We start from the raw sequence: 20,185 nt of genomic DNA, 5'->3' as shown, positions 1-20,185 counted from the left end.
ACGTATATAATTTCGGCACTGCATTTTCCAAGCGTCGACATTTTCATACAGCATCCGCTGTCGCATAGCAGTTGACTGAGCTTTCAGCACCCATGTCGAACGCCATCGCTCCCTGACCCCCGAGCCTTTCGCCGCGTCTTTCAAGACACACGCTGCACTTTAGGTTGATTCGGTCGGCACGATGCTCCAATCAACCAGCGCACCGGGCTCACTTCCCTTGCCCAGCGCCATGTGCATGCCGTTTCCGCGGCAAAGGATACTCATGTCTTTCGATACTCTAGGTCTCGCGCCTACCCTGCTGTCCGCCGTCCTGAAAGCGGGCTTCACCGAACCCACTTCCGTCCAGGCCGCGGCCATCCCCAAGGCATTGGCGGGCCACGACCTGATGGTCTCTTCGCAGACGGGCAGCGGCAAGACCGCCGCCTTCATGCTTCCCGCCCTGAACCGCATCTCGAACATGCCGCCCAACAAAGGCAGCGGCGTGCAGGTGCTGGTGCTGACTCCCACCCGTGAACTGGCCATGCAGGTGGCCGACGCCACCAAGCAGTACGGCGCGCACATCAAAGACCTGCGCACCGCCGTGGTCGTCGGCGGCATGCCTTACGGCGCCCAGTTGAAAGCCCTTTCGCGCCGTGTGGACGTGCTGGTTGCCACGCCCGGCCGCCTGATCGATCACCTGCAAGCCAAGCGCGTCAACCTTTCCACCGTCCACACCCTGGTGCTGGACGAAGCCGACCGCATGCTGGACATGGGCTTCATCGAAGATATCGAAACCATCGTGGAACGCACGCCCGACGAGCGCCAGACCCTGTTGTTCTCGGCAACGCTGGATGGCACGATTGCCCGCCTGGCCGCCAAGATGATGCGCGACCCGCAGAAGATCGAGATTTCGGGCCAGAAGCAGAAGCACAGCAATATTACGCAAAGCCTGCTGTACGCCGACGACAACGGCCACAAGATGCGCTTGCTGGACCACCTGCTGCGCGACGCCAGCATGGATCAGGCCATCGTATTCACGTCGACCAAGCGCGGCGCCGACGATCTGGCCGACCGCCTTGCCGACCAGGGCTTTGCCGCCGCCGCCCTGCATGGCGACATGAATCAACGCCAGCGCACCCGCACTCTGGGCATGTTGCAAAAAGGACAGCTTCGCATCCTGGTGGCCACCGACGTCGCCGCGCGCGGCATCGACGTGCAAGGCATCAGCCATGCCTTCAACTACGACCTGCCCATGCAGGCCGAAGACTACGTGCACCGTATCGGCCGCACCGGCCGCGCAGGCCGCAGCGGCCTGGCCTTCACTCTGGCCGTTCATTCCGAACGCCATAAAGTGCGCCGCATCGAACACTATATCGGCCAGCCCATTCCGTCCGAAGTCATCGAAGGCCTGGAGCCCAAGAAGACGGTGCGCCCCACCTATACCGATCGCAAGCCTGGCGGCAAGGGCTTCGGCCCGCGCGGCGGCTTTGGCGGCGGCAAACCCGGTTACGGCCGCAAACCCGGCGCCGACCGTGCCCCTTATGGCGACAGGCCCGGGTACGAAGGCAAGCCGCGTTTTGGCGACAAGCCTGGCTATGAAGGCAAGCCCCGTTTCGGCGATAAGCCCTCCTATGAAGGCCGTCCCGCGCGCAACGGCGACCGCCCCGCCTACGAGGGTCGTCCGTCCTATGACCGCAACGGCGACAGCCGCAAGAGCTTTGGCGGCGAAGAGCGCAGCGGCGGCTACAAGGGCCGCGGCGACAAGCCTGCCTTCAGCGACCGTCCGGTGCGCAGCGAACGCCCGGCATTCGGCGGCGATCGCCCCGCATTCGGCGACCGTCCGCCTCGCAGCGCGCGTCCCGAGTTCTCCCACAAGGGTGGCGGCAAGCCGGCCACTCGTCCCACGGCACGCCCTGGTTTCGCCGGGAAGCCGACCTCGACCCGCGGCAAAAGCGCAGCCCGGCGCGGCGACTTCGCCGGCTAAGCAGCCGGGGCGGCCTGGTCGCCTCTAAGGCGGCTTGGACTCACTGACGGCTTTACCTGAAAAGCTCCACGGCTTATCGCTGTGGAGCTTTTTTCCGTTCGGTGGCGCTGGTCGGCGGCAAACGGTTGGCTCGCTACAATAGCGGGATGAAACAACTTGTCCGCAAGCCCTTGCTGCTGGCCTTCCTGCTCTCCATCCCGCTATGGATCGTTTTCGACAACTATCTTGTTGCAGGCATGGCGGCATTGCTGGCGGCTTTCCTGGCCGCCATGTGCCACGCGCTATATGTCCTGGGCAAAAAGAAACGCCAATGAACAACGCTTCCATCGTTCCAGCCGGATTGCCCGCGCTGGATGCTGATTCTGAACGGCACCGGCAGGCGGTAGAGAATTACCTGCTTCAGCAGATCCACGCCACGGGAACCGGCTTCATGCCGTTCGAACAATGGATGGATCTGGCGCTCTATGCGCCGGGCCTGGGTTACTACGCGGCGGGCAGCGTCAAATTCGGCGGCGACCTGCCCATCGGCGATTTCGCCACAGCGCCCGAGCTTACGCCTCTGTTCGGCCAAGTCCTGGCCAATCAAGTCGCCCAGGTGCTGCAGGATGCCGGTTCCACCACCGTACTGGAATTCGGCGCCGGTTCGGGCGCCTTGGCGGCAGCCGTCATACCCGCCTTGCGGCGGCTGGGCATAGAGCCCGAGTATCAGATACTTGAAGTATCCGCCGAGCTGCGGGCGCGCCAGCAGGCAAGACTGGCGCCCCTGGACGCCAGGGTGCAATGGCTATCGGCACTGCCGGAAACATTCTCGGGCTGCGTGCTGGCCAACGAAGTGCTGGACGCCATGCCTGCGGCACTTTTTCGATGGGACGAGAACGGCAAGCTGATGGAGATAGGCGTGAGCCCAGCCGAATCGGGGGTCGCGCGTGAGAACGCCACGGCGGGCATGGCGCAAAGCGAACCCGCCAGCGCCGCGCCTTTTCAGCTGGTCGAACGGCCCGCCTCTTCGGTCCTGCAGCAGGCCATGGCGGAGCGCATGCCGCCCCTGCCCGGCTATCAATCCGAAATAAACCTGCGGGCCGAAGCCTGGATCGCCCAGATGGGCGTGTGGTTGCAACGCGGCGCCGCTTTGCTGATCGACTATGGTTTTCCGCAGCGCGAGTACTATCACCCGCAGCGCAATGAAGGCACGCTGATGTGCCACTTCCGCCACCATGCGCACAGCCAGCCCCTGATCTACGCGGGATTGCAGGACATTACCGCGCACGTCGATTTCACCGCCATGGCCGACGCCGCGCTGGAAGGCGGCCTGGACGTGTTGGGCTACACCTCGCAGGCGCGTTTCCTGATGAACGCCGGGCTGGCAGAGGCCCTGGCCGCATCAGAGGGCGCCGGGCCGCAGGCGGGCTTGCGGGATGCCGCCTCTGCGGCGTCCCGCGCCAACGATATGGCAGCCATCCAGAAGCTGATATCCGAGGCGGAGATGGGCGAACTGTTCAAGGTGCTGGCCATCGGGCGCGGGCTGGAGGAACCCTTGGCCGGGTTCAGCCGCGGCGACCGGCGCGATCGCCTGTAAGCGTGCTTCGCGCGCTTTTCAAGCCTTGCCGAACAAGCCCCGGCAGGCTCAAGAGGCAGCCAGCAAAGCCGCCAGTCGGGCCTCGTGCACGGCCTGCTTGATATCCGCCGGCCGGCCTTGCAGCGTCTTGGCGATTGCGCCCGCATCGACGGCGCGAATGGCGGTCAGGCGAGCCCTCCAGGCCTGCTGGTCCACCGTTGTGGCGCAGGACGCGGCGGCAAGCAGATCCAGGTAGCGGTCGGGCTTGCGCAAGGCATCGCAGCGTTCCATCAGGCCCAGCCATCGCGCCTGCCGGCCACCTGCCTCGAGCCCATCGCCCTCTTTCAGGCCTGGCGCATCCGGGATACCGGCGGAACACCCGCGGCCATCTTCCCCGACGGCCGCCAGCACCATGGGTAGAAGCCTGGCATAGTCCTGGCAATCGCCGGGCGCACGGACATGCTTGCCTATGCTTGCGGGATCGCCGGACAGCCGGCACGCCAGGGCGAAGCGGGCCGGCAGCCCCAGGCCCTTGCGGGCTGCGCAAGCCAGTTCGGCCGTGGTCTTTTCATCGTCGAACACCAACCCCGGCAGAACGCGGGACAGCGCGCCCGCCGCCTCAAGCACCTGGAACAGGCGTCCGGGGTGATCGCTCATCAACCCTTTGGCGACTTCGCGCCATACGCGCTCGGGCACCAGCGCGTCGACCTCGCCCTCGTCAACCAGGCGGCGGGCCAAAGCCAGGGTTTCGGGCGCAATCGAGAAATCATGGAAACGGGCGGCAAACCGCGCCAGCCTGAGCAACCGCACGGGGTCTTCAACAAAGGCCTGTCCCACATGCCGCAGCACCCGGCGCCGGATGTCCGATTGCCCATCCAGAGGGTCGACCAGGCTGCCGTCGGGCGCCTGGGCGATGGCATTGATGGTCAGGTCGCGGCGTCGCAAATCGTCTTCCAGCTTGACGTCGGTGCCGGTATAAAAGGTAAAGCCCTTGTAGCCCCTGCCCGATTTACGCTCGGTGCGGGCCAGCGCGTATTCTTCCTTGCTGCGCGGATGCAGGAAAACGGGGAAATCGCCGCCCACCGGAACGAAGCCGCGCTCGGCCATGTCGTGGGGCGTGGCGCCCACCACCACCCAGTCGCGATCCCCGGCGGGCAAACCCAGCAGGGCATCGCGCACGGCGCCTCCCACGATGTAGACCTCCAGCCCCGCGGTGGCGGGATCCGGGCCGCCCGCCTTGCCCGGCGCCGTCAAGGCAGGTCGACCTTTTTGTTGGGAGAGGGCGATACCGTGCCCAGGCGCTGCTTCAGGGACTGCGGCTTGCCCGAGAACATCATGGCGTAATAGGTTGCGTTGGACATGACGTTCTTCACATATAGCCGTGTTTCCGTGAACGGTATGGTCTCCGCGAAGATGGCGCCTTCCACCGGCCCCGCCAACTTGGATCGCCACTGCACCGGCCGCCGCGGCCCCGCGTTATAGCCGGCCGTGGCCAGCACCTGCGACCCGTTCAGGTCGTTCAGCACCATGCTCAGGTAATTCGTGCCCAACACCGTATTGGTATCGAAGTCGTTGACCGACGACGGGGTGAAATCCTTCATGCCTATCTTCCGGGCAACCCAGCGCGCCGTGGCGGGCATCAATTGCATCAGGCCCGACGCGCCCACCCTGGAGCGGGCGTCGGTGATGAAGCGCGATTCCTGGCGGATAAGCCCATAGACCCAGGCGGGATCCAGGTTGATCTGGCGCGCCTTCTCGGTTACACGCCCCTCGAACGGCGCAATGAAGCGCTGCGAAAAATCGACTTCCTTCTGGGTCTGCAGCGACGTGTTGACCACCCTGTCGTAGATGTGCTCCTGCCGGGCCAGTTCGGCCGCCGCCAGCAGCTGCCGGTCGGTCATGCCGCGCAGGGTGTAGTTCCATTCCGGCACCGCCTCGGGCCGCCAGCCCAGGTCGAACAAGGCGATGGCACGCTGCAAGCCCGGATTTTCGCGGGCCTGCTGCAGTTCACCGGCCGTGACCGGCGCGGGCGGCTGCGGAATCGACAGCGTCCGGCCCAGCTCTTCGCTGGCCAGTTGCCCATAGAAATTGAGTTCGCCGGCAATCGACTGGAAGTACTTCGTCGCGGCTTCCTGGTTGCCCTGGGCACGCAAGGCCCGCCCATACCAGTACATCCAGACCGGCTCGGCCGCCTGCTGGGCCGACATGCGCCGTATGGCCTGGGCCACCCAATTCCAGTCGATGCCGGGCTGGCGCAATTCGGATCGCACCTGCCAGGCATGGTTGTAATCGGTCAGGCGCGCGTTGCCCGAACGGCGGTACCAGTCGACGGCGTTCAGTTCCACATTCAGGGCCGCCACCAGTCCGAACTGGCTCCAGACCCATTGCAGATTGGATTTCGGTATGGCCTTGGACCATTCGCGCTCGATGTAGGCGGCGTTCTGCTCGCGCTCCGAGCCGTAGGCCAGGCGCGACAGGGCGATGGTGACCAGCTCGGTATCGGTTCGCGACTTGGGCGGCTTGCGACCGGCCAGCCACTTCTTCGGATTCTTCATCAGGGCGGCATACTGCACCATGTCGCCGGCGTCGAACATGATGGCCGCCAGACGCTGCGCATTGCCGGTCTTGCTGGTTTCGAGCGTGGCTCGCAGCAGGGGCTCCAATTCCTTCCAGCCCACGACCTTGCTGTCCTCGAATTCGTCCAGCATGCTCCAGCACGCCCGGTTGGGTTCGAATGCCTCGATCGCCTGGGCGGCCTTGATGCGCTGGCCCGTCATGTGCTGCGCCAGCAGCAGCGAGCACGTTTCCTGCGAATTGCTGTTGACCAGCGGTCCCAGCCGCGCCGCCAGTGCGTAGTTGCCGGCGCGCGTCGCCGCCACCAGCCAGTCGCCCCGAAGGCGGTCGGCCAGGTAGCCATCGGGATGCGCCTGGATGAACCGCTGCATTTCCTGATCCGGCACGGGCTGCGTGCTGTCCTGCAGTTTCTGGCGCAGCATCCAGTACTCGGCATACGTGCCCAGCACCGGATCCGACTTGGCAATGGGAACCAGCGTCTCAAGCATGGCCCACTGCTTTTTCTGCATCGCCTCGCGCGCCCGAACCACCGCCTGGCGGGACTGCGGCGGCGTGACCAGGGTAATGGTGCCCGACGCCGACTGCGGCGGAGCGGGCGTGGCGCCCGCCAGGGCCGCCACCTGCATCGCGCCGGCCGTATCCAGAGGCGCAAGCGACTGGCGCAGATCGGCGCCGGCCGGGTTGGCCGGCCGCTCCGCACCCGCACATCCCACCAACCCCACCGACAACGCAAGCCACAGGCCCGCGCGCAAGCGATGGGATCGCAGCATGCCGGACACGTTCCGGGTTTTCTGATACCGTTGGCTATTGGTTAACATCGTGATTTGATCCCACTTAACACCGCCCCATGAATAACAACACAGAGCATAACGCAGTCCCTCTACGGACAAGACTCAAGCAGTTGCGCGCCGCCCAGAATCCCGTCGATCGCAATCGGGGAGCGCTGCTGATCAGGGGCCGGCTATTCACCTGGCTGGCCACCAGCCGGACCCGGCTGAGCGAAGCCGGCAAGCCCGTTCCCCAGAACATCGCCGCTTTCTGGTCCACCGGCGAAGAGCCATCGTTGCAGCCATTGCTGCAGCAATGGGTCGAAGAAGAAGGATACCGCGTATCCCTGCCCGTCGTCACCGCGGACGATGCTCCGTTGCAATTCAGATTATGGACGCCCGGCGCGCCCATGCAGGAAGGCGCCTACGGCATACAGGAACCCGTGGGTGAAGCAGCCCCCCCGCCCGACATTGTCCTGGTGCCCACCCTGGGCTACACCCGCCAGGGCGACCGCATCGGCTACGGCAAAGGCTACTACGACCGTACTTTGGCCTCGTTGAAGTCCCAGGGCCACAGCTTCACCACCATCGGCATCGCCTGGGCCACCGGCGACCTGGCCGCGGCGGGCCTGACCCACGCCCCCGCTCCCCACGACGTCCGCCTGGACGCCATCCTGACCGACAAGGGTTGGGCCGTTCCGGCGCCTGTAATCAGCTGAGCCGCCCGCCATCAGCCCCTTACGGAGCGGGCGGCTGGGTGGGGCGGGGCACCGGCGGTAGGCGTGCGCCGCGTGCTGACGAAGGGAAGGCGGGGGATATCGGCGGACGCTGTCTGACCGGAGCGGCACGCAGTGATCGCAGGTTTTAAAGCAGCGGCGCCCTCAAGCCAACCGCAACTGCTTCCAGATCGCCATCGTCACTTCCGCGTTGTTCAGCGTATAGAAATGCAGCCCCGGCGCCCCGCTGTCCAGCAGATCCTGCGACAGCCCGGAAATCACATCCACGCCAAACGCCTTGATCGACGCCTTGTCGTCGCCGAAATCCGCCAGCCGCAGACGCATCCAGCGTGGAATCTCCGCCCCGCACATATTGGAAAACCGCGCCAGCTGCGAATAATTCGTGATCGGCATGATCCCAGGAACGATGGGGATGTCCACGCCCCTGGCGCGCACCCGCTCCACGAAATCATGGTAGGCATCCGCATTGAAAAAATACTGCGTGATCGCGCTGTCAGCCCCCGCCTTCACCTTCTCGATGAAATGATCCAGGTCCGACGCCGCGCTTGCCGCCTGCGGATGCACCTCGGGATAGGCCGCCACCTCGATGTGGAACCAGTCCCCGCTGTGCTGCCGTATGAACTCCACCAGCTGGCTGGCGTAGTGAAGCTCGCCCGCATCGCCGCCCATGCCGGACGGCAGGTCGCCGCGCAGCGCCACGATGCGCCTGATGCCCAGCTCGCGGTATGAATCAAGGATATCGCCCAGCACCGCCCGCGTCGCGCCTATGCACGACAAGTGCGGCGCCGCATCGCACCCCAGGTTCTGCATCAGGCGCACCGTATCGGCCGTGCCCGACCGCGTCGAACCGCCCGCGCCGAACGTAACGCTGACATAGGCCGGATGCAGGGCCAGCAACTGCTTGGCCGACCGTACCAGCTTTTCCTGCGCCGCGATATCGCGCGGCGGGAAAAATTCCAAACTTATAGCCTGCTTGCTACTGCTCATGAAACCAACAACCTGGATAAAAGACCCGACACAATGCTGTAGACGAACGCGCCCAGCAGCGCCCACCAGAAGCCATTGACCTGGAAGCCCTTCAGCACCGAGCCCGCGAACCAGAAGACCAGCGCATTGAGCACCAGCAGGAACAGGCCCAGCGTCACGATGGTGATGGGCAGGGTCAGCAAAATAAGGACCGGCTTGACCAGCGTGTTCAGCAAGCCCAGCACCAGTGCGGCGATCAGGGCCGAACCGAAGGATGCAACCGTGATGCCCGGCAAGATGTAGGCCACGATCAACAGCGCAACGGCGTTCAATATCCAGACAAGAATGATTTCCATGACCAGCACTCCTTCGATAAGTCCTGCTTGAATCGCCGGGGCGGCGCCCCGGCGGCGTACTTGCCTGCCACAATGCCCGCTTAGTAGCGGTAGTGATCAGGCTTGTAAGGCCCGGCCACCGGCACATTGATGTAGTCAGCCTGATCCTGGCGCAGCTCGGTTAGTTGCACGCCCAGCTTCTTCAGGTGCAGGCGCGCCACTTTTTCGTCCAGATGCTTGGGCAGCACATAGACGCGGCCCTTGTCGTAGGCCTGGCCGCGCGTGAACAGTTCGATCTGCGCGATCGTCTGGTTGGTGAACGAGGCCGACATCACGAACGAAGGGTGACCCGTAGCGCAGCCCAGGTTGACCAGGCGGCCCTTGGCCAGCAGGATGATGCGCTTGCCGTCGGGGAAAATGATGTGGTCAACCTGCGGCTTGATTTCTTCCCACTCAAGGCCCTCGACGGAAGCCACGTCGATTTCGTTGTCGAAGTGACCGATGTTGCAGACGATGGCCTGATCCTTCATGCGATCCATATGGTCGCGCGTGATCACATGGTAGTTGCCGGTGGCGGTCACGAAAATATCGGCCTTGTCGGCGGCTTCGTCCAGGGTCACGACCCTGTAGCCTTCCATGGAGGCTTGCAGGGCGCAGATGGGATCGACTTCGGTGACCCACACCTGGGCGCGCAGGGCGGCCAGCGCCTGGGCGCAACCCTTGCCCACGTCGCCGAAGCCGCAGACCACGGCGATCTTGCCGGCGACCATGACATCGGTGGCGCGCTTGATGCCGTCGACCAGCGACTCGCGGCAACCGTAAAGGTTGTCGAACTTGGACTTGGTGACGGAATCGTTGACGTTGATGGCCGGGAAGGCCAGCTCGCCCTTCTTGGACATCTGATACAGGCGATGCACGCCCGTCGTGGTTTCCTCGGTCACGCCCTTGACCTGCGCCAGGCGCGTCGAATACCACTTGGGATCGCGCGCCAACTGGGCCTTGATCGAGGCGAACAGCACGCGCTCTTCCTCGCTGCCGGGTTTATCCAGCACGGAAATATCGGATTCGGCCTTGGTGCCCAGGTGCAGCAAGGTGGTGGCGTCGCCGCCGTCGTCCAGGATCATGTTGGCGTGCTGGCCATTGGGCCATTCGAAGATCTGGTGCGTGTAATTCCAGTAGTCTTCCAGCGTTTCGCCCTTGATGGCGAAAACGGCGGTGCCGCTGGCGGCGATGGCGGCGGCGGCATGGTCTTGAGTGGAGAAGATGTTGCACGAGGCCCAGCGCACTTCGGCGCCCAGCGCCTTCAGCGTCTCGATGAGCACAGCGGTCTGGATCGTCATGTGCAGGCTGCCGGCGATGCGCGCGCCCTTGAGCGGCTGCGAGGCGGCGTATTCTTCGCGCGTGGCCATCAGGCCGGGCATTTCGGTTTCGGCAATCGCGATCTCGCGGCGGCCCCAGCCCGCCAGGGCGATATCGGCAATCTTGTAATCGGTGAAGTTGGCTTCGGCGACAGTATTCATGGTGTAGGCATCCAATTGGCCCGTACCAGCCGAAGCGCGGAGCGTTCAATGCGGCATCGCAATTTGCGACATGAGCTCATCTTCGCCTGTACAGGAAACGATGAGCGCCGTTGAAACAAAAGAAGATCCTGAGCCTAGCGGTGATAGGACACCGTTGCAGCGCTCCTCAGGAAGGCTAGATTGTAGCGTAATTGGCCCGGCCCATGCCAGGAAATCAGCCATTGCGGCGCGGATATCCCTGTGCCTTGATGCGCTGCCAGATCCGCCGCTTTTCCTCGTCGTCCAGGAAAACCCAGTTGGCCACCTCCATGGCCGTGCGCCCGCAGCCCCGGCAGACCTCGTCGTACAGGGTGGAGCACACCGCGACGCAGGGGGAATCGCTGGGGTCCAGGCTGTGCGCGGAATCGCGCCGCGCCTGGATGGTTTCCATGCCCGCTTCGGTTTCCGGCGCGGCGGCCGGGTCGAACGGCGTACTGGAATCGGACATGGAAGCTCCTTGAAAAAACATCGGGGCCCGAAGGCCCCGGTGAACCGCAACGGCGCCCTAGGCGGCCTTCTTGAGGACTTGCACCTTGTCGGTGGCCTCCCAGCTGAACTCGGGTTCCGCGCGGCCGAAGTGGCCGTAGGCGGCGGTCTTGCTGTAGATGGGGCGCAGCAGGTCGAGCATGTTGATGATGCCCTTGGGGCGCAGGTCGAAGTGCTCGCGGACCAGGCGTGCGATCTGCTCGTCGGGGATCACGCCCGTGCCTTCAGTGTAGACCGTGATGTTGATGGGTTCGGCCACGCCGATGGCATAGCTGACCTGCACCTGGCACTGGCGCGCCAGACCGGCCGCCACGACGTTCTTGGCCACGTAGCGCGCGGCATAGGCGGCCGAACGATCGACCTTGGAGGGATCCTTGCCCGAGAACGCGCCGCCGCCGTGCGGGCAGGCGCCGCCGTAGGTGTCGACGATGATCTTGCGTCCGGTCAGGCCGCAATCGCCCTGGGGACCGCCGATGACGAACACACCCGTGGGGTTGATCATGAACTTGGTCTTGGGCGTAAGCAGGCCGTCGGGGAAGCTGGGCTTGATGATGTGCTCGATGACGGCGTCGCGGATGTCGCTTTGCGAGATCTCGGGCGCATGCTGGGTGGACAGCACCACGGTGTCGACCTCGGCGGGCTTGCCGTCGACATAGCGGAAGGTAACCTGCGACTTGGCGTCGGGGCGCAGCCACGGCAGGCGGCCGTCCTTGCGCAGTTCGCTCTGGCGCTGCACCAGGCGGTGCGCGTACCAGATGGGGGCGGGCATCAGGTCGGGGGTTTCGTCGCAGGCGTAGCCGAACATCAGGCCCTGGTCGCCGGCGCCCTGGTTCAGGATTTCTTCGCTGCTGCGGTCCACGCCCTGGGCGATGTCGGGCGACTGCTTGTCGTAGGCCACCAGCACCGCGCAGCCCTTGTAGTCGATGCCGTAGTCGGTGTTGTCGTAGCCGATGCGCTTGATGGTGTCGCGCGCCACCTGGATGTAATCCACATTGGCGGTCGTGGTGATCTCGCCGGCCAGCACGACCAGGCCCGTATTGCACAGGGTTTCAGCCGCCACGCGGGCGTTGGGGTCTTGCGTGAAGATGGCGTCGAGGATGGAGTCCGATATCTGGTCGGCGACCTTGTCGGGATGGCCTTCGGATACGGATTCGGAAGTGAAAAGGAAATCGTTATTTGCCACAGCGATACGTCCTATATGAAGCCGGTTGCCCGGCATGGAGGTTGAACGGTACGCGTTGCACCTCGGACGTCTGCATAGCAGTGGTGATCAGGGCGCGACGCTTTAGCGGATTATTTGCGGGCCGCTGTTGAAAACGGCCCGGCATCGCCCCGCAAGTTGTCGGTTAACTCAGCGATGAACCTCATTTTAAGCGAAAATACGCCAGCGCATTAATTTTCAGCTATCGCACAAGGGTTATTGTTGTACTTATGCTTCTGGTCTTGTTCCGCTTGCTCGCCCGCTTGCCGCTGTCCCTGCTTCACGGTCTGGGCCGCGCGGCGGGGCGCCTGGTGTATGCCTGGCCGGGCCGGTATCGCACGCGCTTGCGGGCCAATGCCGCGCAGGCGGGCTACACCGACCCGGTGTTCGCGCGGCGCTCGGCGGCCGAAACCGGCGCAATGATCATGGAAACCCCGAAAGTCTGGCTGCGCAACCAAGAATGCCTGCGCATGACCCGCAGCGACGACGACGCCGTCGTGCATCGGGCGCTGGCCGAAGGCCGGGGCATCCTGTACCTGACGCCGCACCTGGGCTGCTTCGAGATCACGGCGCGCTATCTGATCCAGCACGGTCCCATCACCGTCATGTACCGGCCGCCGCGCCAGGCCTTTCTGGAGCCCGTCATGGAACAGGCGCGCAATACATCGGGCCTGAAGGCCGTGCCGGCCACGCTGCAGGGCGTGCGTGAATTCGTCCGCGCCCTGAAACGCGGGGAAGCCGTGGGCATGCTGCCCGACCAGGTGCCTGGCAGCGGAGAGGGCGTGTGGGCGCCGTTTTTCGGCAAACCCGCCTATACCATGACGCTGGCCGCCAAGCTGGCCTTGCAGACCGGCGTTGCCGTCATCCTTACCGCCGGCGAACGCCTGCCCGGCGGCCAGGGCTGGCGCATCCACTATGTGCGGCTGGCCGAGCCGCTGGCGGCCGAACCGCAAGCCCTGGCCGCCGCCATCAACAGCGCCATGGAAACCCTGATCCGCCGCTTTCCGCAGCAGTACCTGTGGAGCTACAACCGCTACAAGATCCCTCCCGACGCGCCGCCGCGTCCGCGGGATGCCTCGCAATGACCTTCAACAAACTTCCCCTGCTCCGCTCCCTCTTCGCTTATTTCGGCCGCAGTTCCACGACGACCCGCAAGCGCTGGGCACGGGTGCTGGGCTGGCTGGCGGCCCGGTTGATGCGCTCCCGCGCGCACATCGTGCGCACCAACCTGGCCTTGTGCTTTCCCGACCATCCGGAAGAAGAACGCGAGGCATGGCTGCATCGCCACTTCCATCTGCTGGCGCAGTCGGTGGTGGACCGGGGGCTATGCTGGTTCGGGCCCGCGCCGGCCATACAGCAGGCCACGCCCATAACGGGGCTGGAGCATCTGGACGAACTGCTCAAGGCCGGGCGCAGGATCATTCTGCTGGCGCCGCACTTCATAGGCCTGGACGCCGCCGCGACGCGCCTGACCCTGTTCCTGAAGGAATCGGCCACCATGTATACCCGCCAGAGCGATGCGGATGTGGACGCCATGGTGCGCGAAGGCAGGGGGCGGTTCAACACGGTGCACCTGGTCAGCCGCCATGACGGCGTACGTGGCCTGATACGCCATCTGCGCAACGGCATACCGGTGTACTACCTGCCCGACATGGACTTCGGTCGGGCGGGCGCCGCCTTCCTGCCCTTCTTCGGCGTGCCGGCGGCCACGCTGCTGACCACGGCCCAGATAGCCAGGACGTGGGACGCCGCGGTGGTGCCCATCATCAGCCGGCTCGATGCCGAGACCGGACGCTACCACGTGGACGTCCTGCCTCCGCTCGACGACTTCCCCGGGGAGCAAACGGCGGAAGACGCCACGGCCCGCCTGAACCGCTTGATCGAAGACTGGGTCAGGGCGGATCCGCCCCAGTATTACTGGGTGCACCGCCGGTTCAAGACGCGCCCCGAAGGCCAGGCCCGCTTTTATTGACCGCTGCGGACAAACCGGCGCTAATCCGGGATAATTGCCACCATGATCTGGAACTTCGTAAAAATGCACGGCGCCGGCAACGATTTCGTGGTGCTGGACGGCGTGCGCCAATCCATCGAAATGACGCCCGACCGGGCGCGAGCGCTGGCGGACCGCCATTTCGGCGTGGGTGCCGACCAGATCCTGCTGGTCGAGAACCCGGCCCATCCCGAGGCCGATTTCCGCTATCGCATCTTCAACGCCGATGGCGGCGAAGTCGAGCATTGCGGCAATGGCGCGCGCTGCTTCGTGCGCTTCGTCCACGAGCAGGGCCTGTCGCGGCGCAATCCGCTGCGCGCCGAGATCAGCACCGGGCTCATCACGCTCGACAACTCCGGCGCCGACGGCGTTTCGGTCGAAATGGGCCAGACCCGCTTCGAACCCGAGGCGCTTGCCTTCGACACCCGGGACCTGCAATCGGCGCCCTGCGGCGGCGACACCGTATGGACCCTGCCCTTGCCGGGCCATGGGGATGCCGTGCTGTCCCTGGTGGCCATTTCCAATCCCCATGCGGTGCAGGTGGTGGCCGATACCGACACGGCGCCCGTCGGGACGGCCGGGCCGCTGATCGAGTCGCATCCGCGTTTCGCGCAGCGCGTCAACGCCGGCTTCATGCAAGTGCTCGATCGGCATGCCATCAAGTTGCGCGTCTACGAACGCGGGGCCGGCGAAACCCTGGCCTGCGGAACCGGCGCCTGCGCCGCGGTGGTCGCCGGCATACGGCGCGGCCTGCTGGACAGCCCCGTGCAGGTCCATACCCGCGGCGGGCGGCTGACCGTGGCCTGGGACGACCAGGGTGGCCTGCGCATGAGCGGCCCCGCCGCCACCGTGTTTTCCGGCCAAGTCGACATCGACGCTTTGACAGAACAACTCACCAACAAGGATGCACTGACGCCATGACCGAAGACAGCCTTTCCGCCGACGACGTCGCGCATTTCCTGCAAACCCACCCGGCCTTCTTCCAGGAGCATGCCGAACTGTTCGCCAACCTGCGCGTGCCCCACCCCAACGAAACGCGCGCCATATCCCTGGGCGAACGGCAGATCATGACCTTGCGCGCGCGCGCCAAGGACCTGGAATGGCAATTGTCCGGCCTGGTCCACAACGCCAGCGGCAACGAAAGAATCAGCAAGACCCTGAACGACTGGTGCTGCCGCATGCTGGCCGAGGACGACGCCAGCCAGATTCCGGCGCATATCGTGCGCAGCCTGGGCGACTTGTTCGACCTGCCCACCATCGCCTTGCGGGTCTGGGACCTGCCCCGGCTGACCGGCAGCGAGTTCAACGAAGACGTGACCGAATCGATCAGGGCCTATGCGCGCGAGCTGGTCAAGCCGTATTGCGGCCCTTTGCGTGACCAGGAGGCCGCTGGCTGGCTGGGCACGGCTCCCGCATCCCTGGCCATCATCGGCCTGCGGCCCCCAGGCAGCAGCGAGCCCATCGGCCTGCTGGTCCTGGGCTCGGACGAAGCCGAGCGCTTCACCCCCGACATGGGCACGGCCTTTCTGGACACCATAAACCAGCTGGCCAGCGCCAGCCTGTCGCGGCTGCGCGGCTCGCCCGACCAGGACGACTACGCATAGGGGTTCAGCATGCATGCCTTGCCCAATCCCATGGAGCAATGGCTTGCCCATCTACGGGCCAACCGGCGCTACTCGGAACATACCCTGGCGGGCTATCGCCAGGACCTGCGCCACCTGATCCAGTGCCACGCCGGCACCGCGCTCGAACAGTACACCGAAAGCCACATCCGCCAGGCCATCGCCCGCCTGCACGGACAAGGACTGAAGCCGCGCAGCCTGGCCCGGGCCCTGGCCGCCTGGCGTGGCTTCTATCAATGGTGGGCACCGGGCGCCGGCATGGAAGCCAATCCCGCGGCGGGCGTGCGCGCGCCCAAGGCTCCCCGCAGCCTGCCCAAGGCCCTGTCCGTGGAACAGGCCCAGGTCTTGCTGGACAGGCCCGGCCTGCCGGCGCCTGAAACCCCGATCGAATGCCGCGACCAGGCCATGTTCGAGATCCTGTACTCCAGCGGCCTGCGCCTGGCCGAACTGGTCAGCCTGGACTGGCGCTATGCCCGCCAGGAATCGTACGAGTCGCAAAGCTGGGTGCAGCTGCAGGAGCATGAAGCCATCGTCAAGGGCAAAGGCGGCAAAACCCGCAACGTGCCGCTGGGCGCGCAAGCCATCGCCGCCATCGAGCGGTGGCTGGATGTGCGCGACAGCCTGCTGGATCCGTCGGCCGGCATGGACGCCCGTTGCGCCCTGTTCCTGGGCGCGCGCGGGAAGCGGATTTCACCCAGGGTGGTCCAGCTTCAGCTGGACAAGCTGGCGACACTGGCGGGATTGCCGGTGCATGTGCATCCGCACAGCCTGCGGCACAGCTTCGCCAGCCACATGCTGCAATCGGCCCAGGACCTGCGGGCGGTGCAGGAAATGCTGGGCCATGCCAACATCTCGACCACGCAGATCTATACCCGCCTGGACTTCCAGCACCTGGCCCAGGTCTACGACCAGGCGCATCCCCGCGCGGGCAGGAAACGCTGACGCCCGGACGCGGCCCAAGGCGCCATGAAAGCCGGCCGATGCCGGATCACCGCCAGCGCTCAGCGTGTCAGCACATAGATAAGCCGGCCCGCGTTCCAGCTGAACATGCCCAGATAGCTTGCGGCCGGCGCATCGGCCGGCGCCAGCGCGTCGGAATACAGCGTGCCGCCCATCTTTATCCCCGTCTCGCGCGCCAGCTGCTTGACCAGCCTGGAGTTGGTGCCGCTTTCGATGAAGACGCCGGCCACATGCTCCTTCCTGGCCCGATCGACGATGGCGGCCAGTTCGCTGGCCGACGGCTCGGCTTCGCTGGACAGGCCCGCCACCGCGATGAAGCGTATGCCATAGGCCTGCGCAAAATAGCCGAACGCATCGTGCGAGGTAATCACCACGCGCCGGTTCGCCGGTATATCGGCCAGCGCGCTCCTGATTTCCGCATCGAGCTTGCTCATTTTGTCGATATACAGCTTCGCCCGCATCTTGTAATAGCCGCCGCGCGGGGGATCGGCCTGCGCCAGCCCGTCGGCGATGTTCTGGGCATAGATCTTACCGTTGCGCAGGTCCTGCCAGGCATGGGGGTCGACATCGCCAACGGCATGGTGATGGCCGTGCCCCGGGTCATCATGATCATGACCGTCGCGGTCGCGCCCATGGCTGTCGCCGCCCGCCACCTCGTCGGCGCTCAAGCGGCGCACGGCGATGCCTTTGGATGCCAGGATCTGGCGACCCTTGAAGCCCGATGACTGCACCAGTCGAGGAAGCCAGCCTTCGAAGTCCAGCCCGTTCAGCACCAATACCTCGGCCTGGGACAACGCTTTCGCGTCCTGGGGCGACGGTTCAAAGGAATGCACATCGCCGTTCGCTCCAACCAGAGTGGTCAATGCCACATTCTCCCCGCCGATCTCCCGGACCATGTCGCCCAGGATGGAAAAGCTGGCGACGACCTTGAGCGGCGCACCGGCCGCCGGCCCGCGGGCCGCCGATGCCGGGGATATCGCGGCGGCCAGCGCAAGGCCCGCCAGCGCCCCGAGTACTGTTCGGCGCGTCATGGAGAAACCATAAGCTGTATTGGCGTGGACCATTAAAGTTGCTCCGAAATGCGGGACAGGCGCTGGCGCCTTGCGCGCGCCTGGCGCGCGGCTTGCAGCAGCCCGCCCAGGGGGCCGAAGAAAATCGACAGGAAATAGATGCATCCTGCCGAAAGAATAATCGCCGGTGAAGCCGGAACATTGGCGTAGTACGAAAGCAGCAGGCCCGCATACGAGGCCACGGCCCCCAGCGCGGCCGCCAGCGCCATCTGGCGGCCGGCGGAGCCCGCCCAGAAACGCGCGGCGGTCGCCGGCAGCATCATGATGCCCACCACCATCAGCGTGCCCAACACCTGGAAGCCGGCAACCAGCGTCATCACCAGCAGCACCAGGAAGACCATGTGGATGAAGGTGCCCGCCGATCCATGGCTGCGCAGGAAAAGGGGATCCAGGCACTCCAACACCAGGGGCCGGAAGATCAGGGCAAGCACCAGCAAGGTCACGCTGGACGCGGAGGTCACCAGCAGCAGCGCCGCATCATCGAGGCCCAGCACCGTGCCGAACAGGACGTGGATCAGATCCATATTGGAACCCCGCAGGGACACCAGCAGCACGCCCAGGCCAAGGGAAACCAGATAAAAGGCGGCAAAGCTTGCATCCTCGCGCTGCGGGGTCAGGCGCGCCACGGTGCCGGCCAGCATGGCCACCACCAGGCCGGTGACCATGCCCCCCAGCGTCATGGCGCCCAGGGACAATCCCGCGGTCAGGAAGCCCACCGCCACGCCGGGCAAAATGGCGTGGGCCATGGCGTCGCCCATCAGGCTCATGCGGCGCAGCACCAAGAAAACGCCCAGGGGCCCCGCCGCGAATGCCAGCGCCAAAGAGCCCGCCAATGCGCGGCGCATGAAGCCGTAGTCGATGAAGGGGCCGAACAGCCAGTCTATCAGCCACATCACAAGTAGTCTCCCGCGCACAAATGGCGCGCCAGATGCAGGTTCTCCGGCGTCAGCACCGTTTCGGTCGGTCCCCAGGCCACCGCCTGCCCCGCCATCAGCAAGGCCTGCGGGAAATGGGCCCGCACCATATCCAGATCGTGCAGCACGGCAATGACCGTGCGCCCCTCGTCATGCCATCGGTGCAGCAAGGCCATCAGATCGTCCGTCGTGTGTCGGTCCACGGCCGCGAAAGGCTCGTCCAGCAGCAGAGTGGCCGCATCGTGCAGCAGCAGGCGGGCGAAGAGCGCACGCTGCAGCTGGCCGCCGGATAAGGTGCCGATGATGCGCGATCCGAAATCGGCCAGGCCCACGACATCCAGCGCCGACTGCACGCGCTCGCGCTCGGCCGCGTCGAAATGCTTCCATGCGCCCACGCGCCGCCATGCGCCCATGGCGACCAGATCGTAGACAGTGATGGGAAAGCTGCGGTCCAGCTCGCCCAATTGCGGCAGACAGGCAATTTGCGTACGGGCATCGTCCGCCAGGCGGATCTGGCCGCGCAACGGGCTGACCAGGCCCATGATGCCTTTGACCAGGGTCGATTTGCCGGCCCCGTTGGGCCCCACGATCGCGGTGAGCGAGCCCCGCGCAAACACGCCCGACACGTCGCGCACCGCCACGCGGTCCCGCCAGCCCAGCGATACCTGATCCAGTTCAATGACCGTGCTTGCCATGGCCGCCCCTACCACCACTGCAAGGCCCAGGCCGTCAGGCACCACAGAAAAGCGATGGCCAGCAGCATATAGGCCATGCGCCGGATGCATGAAGCCAGCAAAGCCGAGCCGCGATAAGTTCGGGGTCCCCGGGAAGTCGTGGAAGGAGAACGGTGCATGAAAGTGAAAATCGGGATGAAGGGCGGCGAATCGCCTGTCCGCCTGGCCGTTATGTTATAACATAGCCGGGGATTTTGCCGCGCGGAGCCGCTTCGGCCGTACTACACTGCCGCCGCAAACGCCTCCTTTTTACACATAGAGCAGAGCCATGCCAGCCAAACATTCGACACAGCCGGCTGCCCTCGCAGCACAGTTGCGCACCGCCGAATCGCTGTGCGTGCAACGGGGCAAGCGGCTTACCCCCATACGCCGCAAGGTCCTGGAGATCCTGCTGGCCGAGCATCGCAGCGTCAAAGCCTACGAGCTGCTGGACCTGATTCGCGCCGTTCAGCCCGGCGCGGCGCCCCCCACCGTCTACCGGGCGCTGGATTTCCTGGTGGACGAAGGCCTGGTTCACAGGCTGGACGCCATCAACGCCTGGACGGCCTGCATGGACGCGGCCGGCGAGCCGCACGACCTGCTGGTGGTGTGCACACAGTGCGGCGCCGTGGCCGAACTGAGCGACCCCGGCCTCAGCCGCCAGCTGGCCCGCAAGGTGGCCGACGCGGGTTTCGAGCTCTCCGACCACGAAACAGAGCTGCGTGCGCTATGCAGGAGATGCAGCCCGCACGCGCATTAATACACATATCCAG

At 65.2% G+C, this 20,185-nt stretch carries 21 protein-coding genes and 1 riboswitch; of the genes, 10 read left to right on the top strand and 11 right to left on the bottom strand.

Features of this window, described 5'->3' with window-relative positions; genetic code table 11:
* The first annotated feature begins 262 nt into the window (after positions 1-262).
* The 3 genes from OEG81_RS01840 to OEG81_RS01830 all read left to right on the top strand — a co-directional run bounded on the left by OEG81_RS01840 (position 263) and on the right by OEG81_RS01830 (position 3,539).
* A complete protein-coding gene (locus tag OEG81_RS01840) occupies positions 263-1,963 on the top strand; it encodes a DEAD/DEAH box helicase (protein ID WP_264130999.1) in 1,701 nt (566 codons plus the stop codon).
* A gap of 146 nt (positions 1,964-2,109) precedes the next feature.
* Positions 2,110-2,277, top strand: a complete 168-nt coding sequence (locus OEG81_RS01835; RefSeq protein WP_264130998.1) for a hypothetical protein — start codon at positions 2,110-2,112, stop codon at positions 2,275-2,277.
* Positions 2,274-3,539, top strand: coding sequence for a class I SAM-dependent methyltransferase (locus OEG81_RS01830; protein ID WP_264130997.1), 1,266 nt, complete (start codon positions 2,274-2,276; stop codon positions 3,537-3,539). The genes OEG81_RS01835 and OEG81_RS01830 overlap by 4 nt, the downstream gene beginning before the upstream one ends.
* A 48-nt stretch (positions 3,540-3,587) precedes the next feature.
* Here OEG81_RS01830 and OEG81_RS01825 read toward each other — a convergent pair whose 3' ends face one another.
* Both OEG81_RS01825 and OEG81_RS01820 read right to left on the bottom strand, forming a co-directional pair.
* Positions 3,588-4,772 (bottom strand): tRNA CCA-pyrophosphorylase, encoded by a 1,185-nt coding sequence (locus OEG81_RS01825; protein ID WP_317135360.1) that lies wholly within the window; start codon positions 4,770-4,772, stop codon positions 3,588-3,590.
* The gene (locus OEG81_RS01820) at positions 4,769-6,862 is read right to left on the bottom strand and encodes a transglycosylase SLT domain-containing protein (protein ID WP_264130996.1); all 2,094 of its coding nucleotides are present in this window, start codon (positions 6,860-6,862) and stop codon (positions 4,769-4,771) included. The genes OEG81_RS01825 and OEG81_RS01820 overlap by 4 nt, the downstream gene beginning before the upstream one ends.
* A gap of 77 nt (positions 6,863-6,939) precedes the next feature.
* On the opposite strand from OEG81_RS01820, the gene OEG81_RS01815 reads away from it, so the two are divergent.
* A complete protein-coding gene (locus OEG81_RS01815; protein WP_264130995.1) occupies positions 6,940-7,578 on the top strand; it encodes a 5-formyltetrahydrofolate cyclo-ligase in 639 nt (212 codons plus the stop codon).
* A gap of 162 nt (positions 7,579-7,740) precedes the next feature.
* On the opposite strand, the gene metF is transcribed toward OEG81_RS01815, so the two are convergent.
* The 5 genes from metF to metK all read right to left on the bottom strand — a co-directional run bounded on the left by metF (position 7,741) and on the right by metK (position 12,125).
* On the bottom strand, positions 7,741-8,583 hold the full coding sequence (gene metF / locus OEG81_RS01810) for a methylenetetrahydrofolate reductase [NAD(P)H] (RefSeq protein WP_264130993.1): 843 nt from the start codon (positions 8,581-8,583) through the stop codon (positions 7,741-7,743).
* Entirely contained in the window at positions 8,580-8,918 is a 339-nt protein-coding gene (locus OEG81_RS01805; RefSeq protein WP_264130992.1) for a phage holin family protein, read from the bottom strand. The genes metF and OEG81_RS01805 overlap by 4 nt, the downstream gene beginning before the upstream one ends.
* 80 nt (positions 8,919-8,998) lie before the next feature.
* The gene (gene ahcY / locus OEG81_RS01800) at positions 8,999-10,417 is read right to left on the bottom strand and encodes an adenosylhomocysteinase (RefSeq protein WP_264130991.1); all 1,419 of its coding nucleotides are present in this window, start codon (positions 10,415-10,417) and stop codon (positions 8,999-9,001) included.
* A gap of 95 nt (positions 10,418-10,512) precedes the next feature.
* Positions 10,513-10,591, bottom strand: a riboswitch (S-adenosyl-L-homocysteine riboswitch).
* Between the two features lie 40 nt (positions 10,592-10,631).
* Complete coding sequence (locus OEG81_RS01795; protein ID WP_264132673.1) at positions 10,632-10,847, bottom strand: DUF1289 domain-containing protein; 216 nt, start codon at positions 10,845-10,847, stop codon at positions 10,632-10,634.
* Between the two features lie 114 nt (positions 10,848-10,961).
* A complete protein-coding gene (gene metK, locus OEG81_RS01790) occupies positions 10,962-12,125 on the bottom strand; it encodes a methionine adenosyltransferase (protein WP_264130990.1) in 1,164 nt (387 codons plus the stop codon).
* Between the two features lie 248 nt (positions 12,126-12,373).
* On the opposite strand from metK, the gene OEG81_RS01785 reads away from it, so the two are divergent.
* The 5 genes from OEG81_RS01785 to xerC are packed head-to-tail and all read left to right on the top strand — an operon-like array spanning position 12,374 to position 16,697.
* Positions 12,374-13,228, top strand: coding sequence for a lysophospholipid acyltransferase family protein (locus tag OEG81_RS01785; protein ID WP_264130989.1), 855 nt, complete (start codon positions 12,374-12,376; stop codon positions 13,226-13,228).
* Positions 13,225-14,115: a lysophospholipid acyltransferase family protein gene (locus OEG81_RS01780; RefSeq protein ID WP_264130988.1), complete on the top strand. Its 891-nt coding sequence runs from the start codon at positions 13,225-13,227 to the stop codon at positions 14,113-14,115. The genes OEG81_RS01785 and OEG81_RS01780 overlap by 4 nt, the downstream gene beginning before the upstream one ends.
* A gap of 42 nt (positions 14,116-14,157) precedes the next feature.
* Positions 14,158-15,054, top strand: a complete 897-nt coding sequence (gene dapF, locus OEG81_RS01775) for a diaminopimelate epimerase (RefSeq protein ID WP_264130987.1) — start codon at positions 14,158-14,160, stop codon at positions 15,052-15,054.
* A complete protein-coding gene (locus OEG81_RS01770; RefSeq protein WP_264130986.1) occupies positions 15,051-15,737 on the top strand; it encodes a DUF484 family protein in 687 nt (228 codons plus the stop codon). Before dapF ends, OEG81_RS01770 begins: the two co-directional genes overlap by 4 nt.
* A 9-nt stretch (positions 15,738-15,746) precedes the next feature.
* Positions 15,747-16,697 (top strand): tyrosine recombinase XerC, encoded by a 951-nt coding sequence (xerC, locus tag OEG81_RS01765; RefSeq protein ID WP_264130985.1) that lies wholly within the window; start codon positions 15,747-15,749, stop codon positions 16,695-16,697.
* 59 nt (positions 16,698-16,756) lie between these two features.
* On the opposite strand, the gene OEG81_RS01760 is transcribed toward xerC, so the two are convergent.
* Genes OEG81_RS01760 through OEG81_RS01745 form a run of 4 tightly spaced genes read right to left on the bottom strand, consistent with a single transcriptional unit; the run spans position 16,757 to position 19,552 of the window.
* The gene (locus OEG81_RS01760) at positions 16,757-17,746 is read right to left on the bottom strand and encodes a metal ABC transporter solute-binding protein, Zn/Mn family (RefSeq protein ID WP_264130984.1); all 990 of its coding nucleotides are present in this window, start codon (positions 17,744-17,746) and stop codon (positions 16,757-16,759) included.
* 32 nt (positions 17,747-17,778) lie between these two features.
* Entirely contained in the window at positions 17,779-18,678 is a 900-nt protein-coding gene (locus tag OEG81_RS01755; RefSeq protein ID WP_264132672.1) for a metal ABC transporter permease, read from the bottom strand.
* A complete protein-coding gene (locus OEG81_RS01750) occupies positions 18,678-19,394 on the bottom strand; it encodes a metal ABC transporter ATP-binding protein (RefSeq protein WP_264130983.1) in 717 nt (238 codons plus the stop codon). Before OEG81_RS01750 ends, OEG81_RS01755 begins: the two co-directional genes overlap by 1 nt.
* A gap of 8 nt (positions 19,395-19,402) precedes the next feature.
* The gene (locus OEG81_RS01745; RefSeq protein ID WP_264130982.1) at positions 19,403-19,552 is read right to left on the bottom strand and encodes a hypothetical protein; all 150 of its coding nucleotides are present in this window, start codon (positions 19,550-19,552) and stop codon (positions 19,403-19,405) included.
* A 149-nt stretch (positions 19,553-19,701) separates the two neighbouring features.
* On the opposite strand from OEG81_RS01745, the gene OEG81_RS01740 reads away from it, so the two are divergent.
* Positions 19,702-20,172 (top strand): Fur family transcriptional regulator, encoded by a 471-nt coding sequence (locus OEG81_RS01740; RefSeq protein ID WP_264130981.1) that lies wholly within the window; start codon positions 19,702-19,704, stop codon positions 20,170-20,172.
* Positions 20,173-20,185: the final 13 nt, after the last annotated feature.

Origin of the sequence: Pollutimonas sp. M17 (genome assembly GCF_025836975.1) — a bacterium.
Lineage (GTDB): Bacteria > Pseudomonadota > Gammaproteobacteria > Burkholderiales > Burkholderiaceae_B.
Note: the sequence above shows the minus strand (reverse complement) of the source record. Positions and strands in the feature narration are given on the sequence as shown.

Bases quoted from the DNA above. Each gene is read 5' to 3' on its own strand.
- OEG81_RS01840 (WP_264130999.1), top strand. From the start codon at position 263: ATGTCTTTCGATACTCTAGGTCTCGCGCCTACCCTGCTGTCCGCCGTC.
- OEG81_RS01835 (WP_264130998.1), top strand. From the start codon at position 2,110: ATGAAACAACTTGTCCGCAAGCCCTTGCTGCTGGCCTTCCTGCTCTCC.
- OEG81_RS01830 (WP_264130997.1), top strand. From the start codon at position 2,274: ATGAACAACGCTTCCATCGTTCCAGCCGGATTGCCCGCGCTGGATGCT.
- OEG81_RS01820 (WP_264130996.1), bottom strand. From the start codon at position 6,862: ATGCTGCGATCCCATCGCTTGCGCGCGGGCCTGTGGCTTGCGTTGTCG.
- OEG81_RS01815 (WP_264130995.1), top strand. From the start codon at position 6,940: ATGAATAACAACACAGAGCATAACGCAGTCCCTCTACGGACAAGACTC.
- metF (WP_264130993.1), bottom strand. From the start codon at position 8,583: ATGAGCAGTAGCAAGCAGGCTATAAGTTTGGAATTTTTCCCGCCGCGC.
- OEG81_RS01805 (WP_264130992.1), bottom strand. From the start codon at position 8,918: ATGGAAATCATTCTTGTCTGGATATTGAACGCCGTTGCGCTGTTGATC.
- ahcY (WP_264130991.1), bottom strand. From the start codon at position 10,417: ATGAATACTGTCGCCGAAGCCAACTTCACCGATTACAAGATTGCCGAT.
- OEG81_RS01795 (WP_264132673.1), bottom strand. From the start codon at position 10,847: ATGGAAACCATCCAGGCGCGGCGCGATTCCGCGCACAGCCTGGACCCC.
- OEG81_RS01785 (WP_264130989.1), top strand. From the start codon at position 12,374: ATGCTTCTGGTCTTGTTCCGCTTGCTCGCCCGCTTGCCGCTGTCCCTG.
- OEG81_RS01780 (WP_264130988.1), top strand. From the start codon at position 13,225: ATGACCTTCAACAAACTTCCCCTGCTCCGCTCCCTCTTCGCTTATTTC.
- dapF (WP_264130987.1), top strand. From the start codon at position 14,158: ATGATCTGGAACTTCGTAAAAATGCACGGCGCCGGCAACGATTTCGTG.
- OEG81_RS01770 (WP_264130986.1), top strand. From the start codon at position 15,051: ATGACCGAAGACAGCCTTTCCGCCGACGACGTCGCGCATTTCCTGCAA.
- xerC (WP_264130985.1), top strand. From the start codon at position 15,747: ATGCATGCCTTGCCCAATCCCATGGAGCAATGGCTTGCCCATCTACGG.
- OEG81_RS01760 (WP_264130984.1), bottom strand. From the start codon at position 17,746: ATGACGCGCCGAACAGTACTCGGGGCGCTGGCGGGCCTTGCGCTGGCC.
- OEG81_RS01755 (WP_264132672.1), bottom strand. From the start codon at position 18,678: ATGTGGCTGATAGACTGGCTGTTCGGCCCCTTCATCGACTACGGCTTC.
- OEG81_RS01750 (WP_264130983.1), bottom strand. From the start codon at position 19,394: ATGGCAAGCACGGTCATTGAACTGGATCAGGTATCGCTGGGCTGGCGG.
- OEG81_RS01745 (WP_264130982.1), bottom strand. From the start codon at position 19,552: ATGCACCGTTCTCCTTCCACGACTTCCCGGGGACCCCGAACTTATCGC.
- OEG81_RS01740 (WP_264130981.1), top strand. From the start codon at position 19,702: ATGCCAGCCAAACATTCGACACAGCCGGCTGCCCTCGCAGCACAGTTG.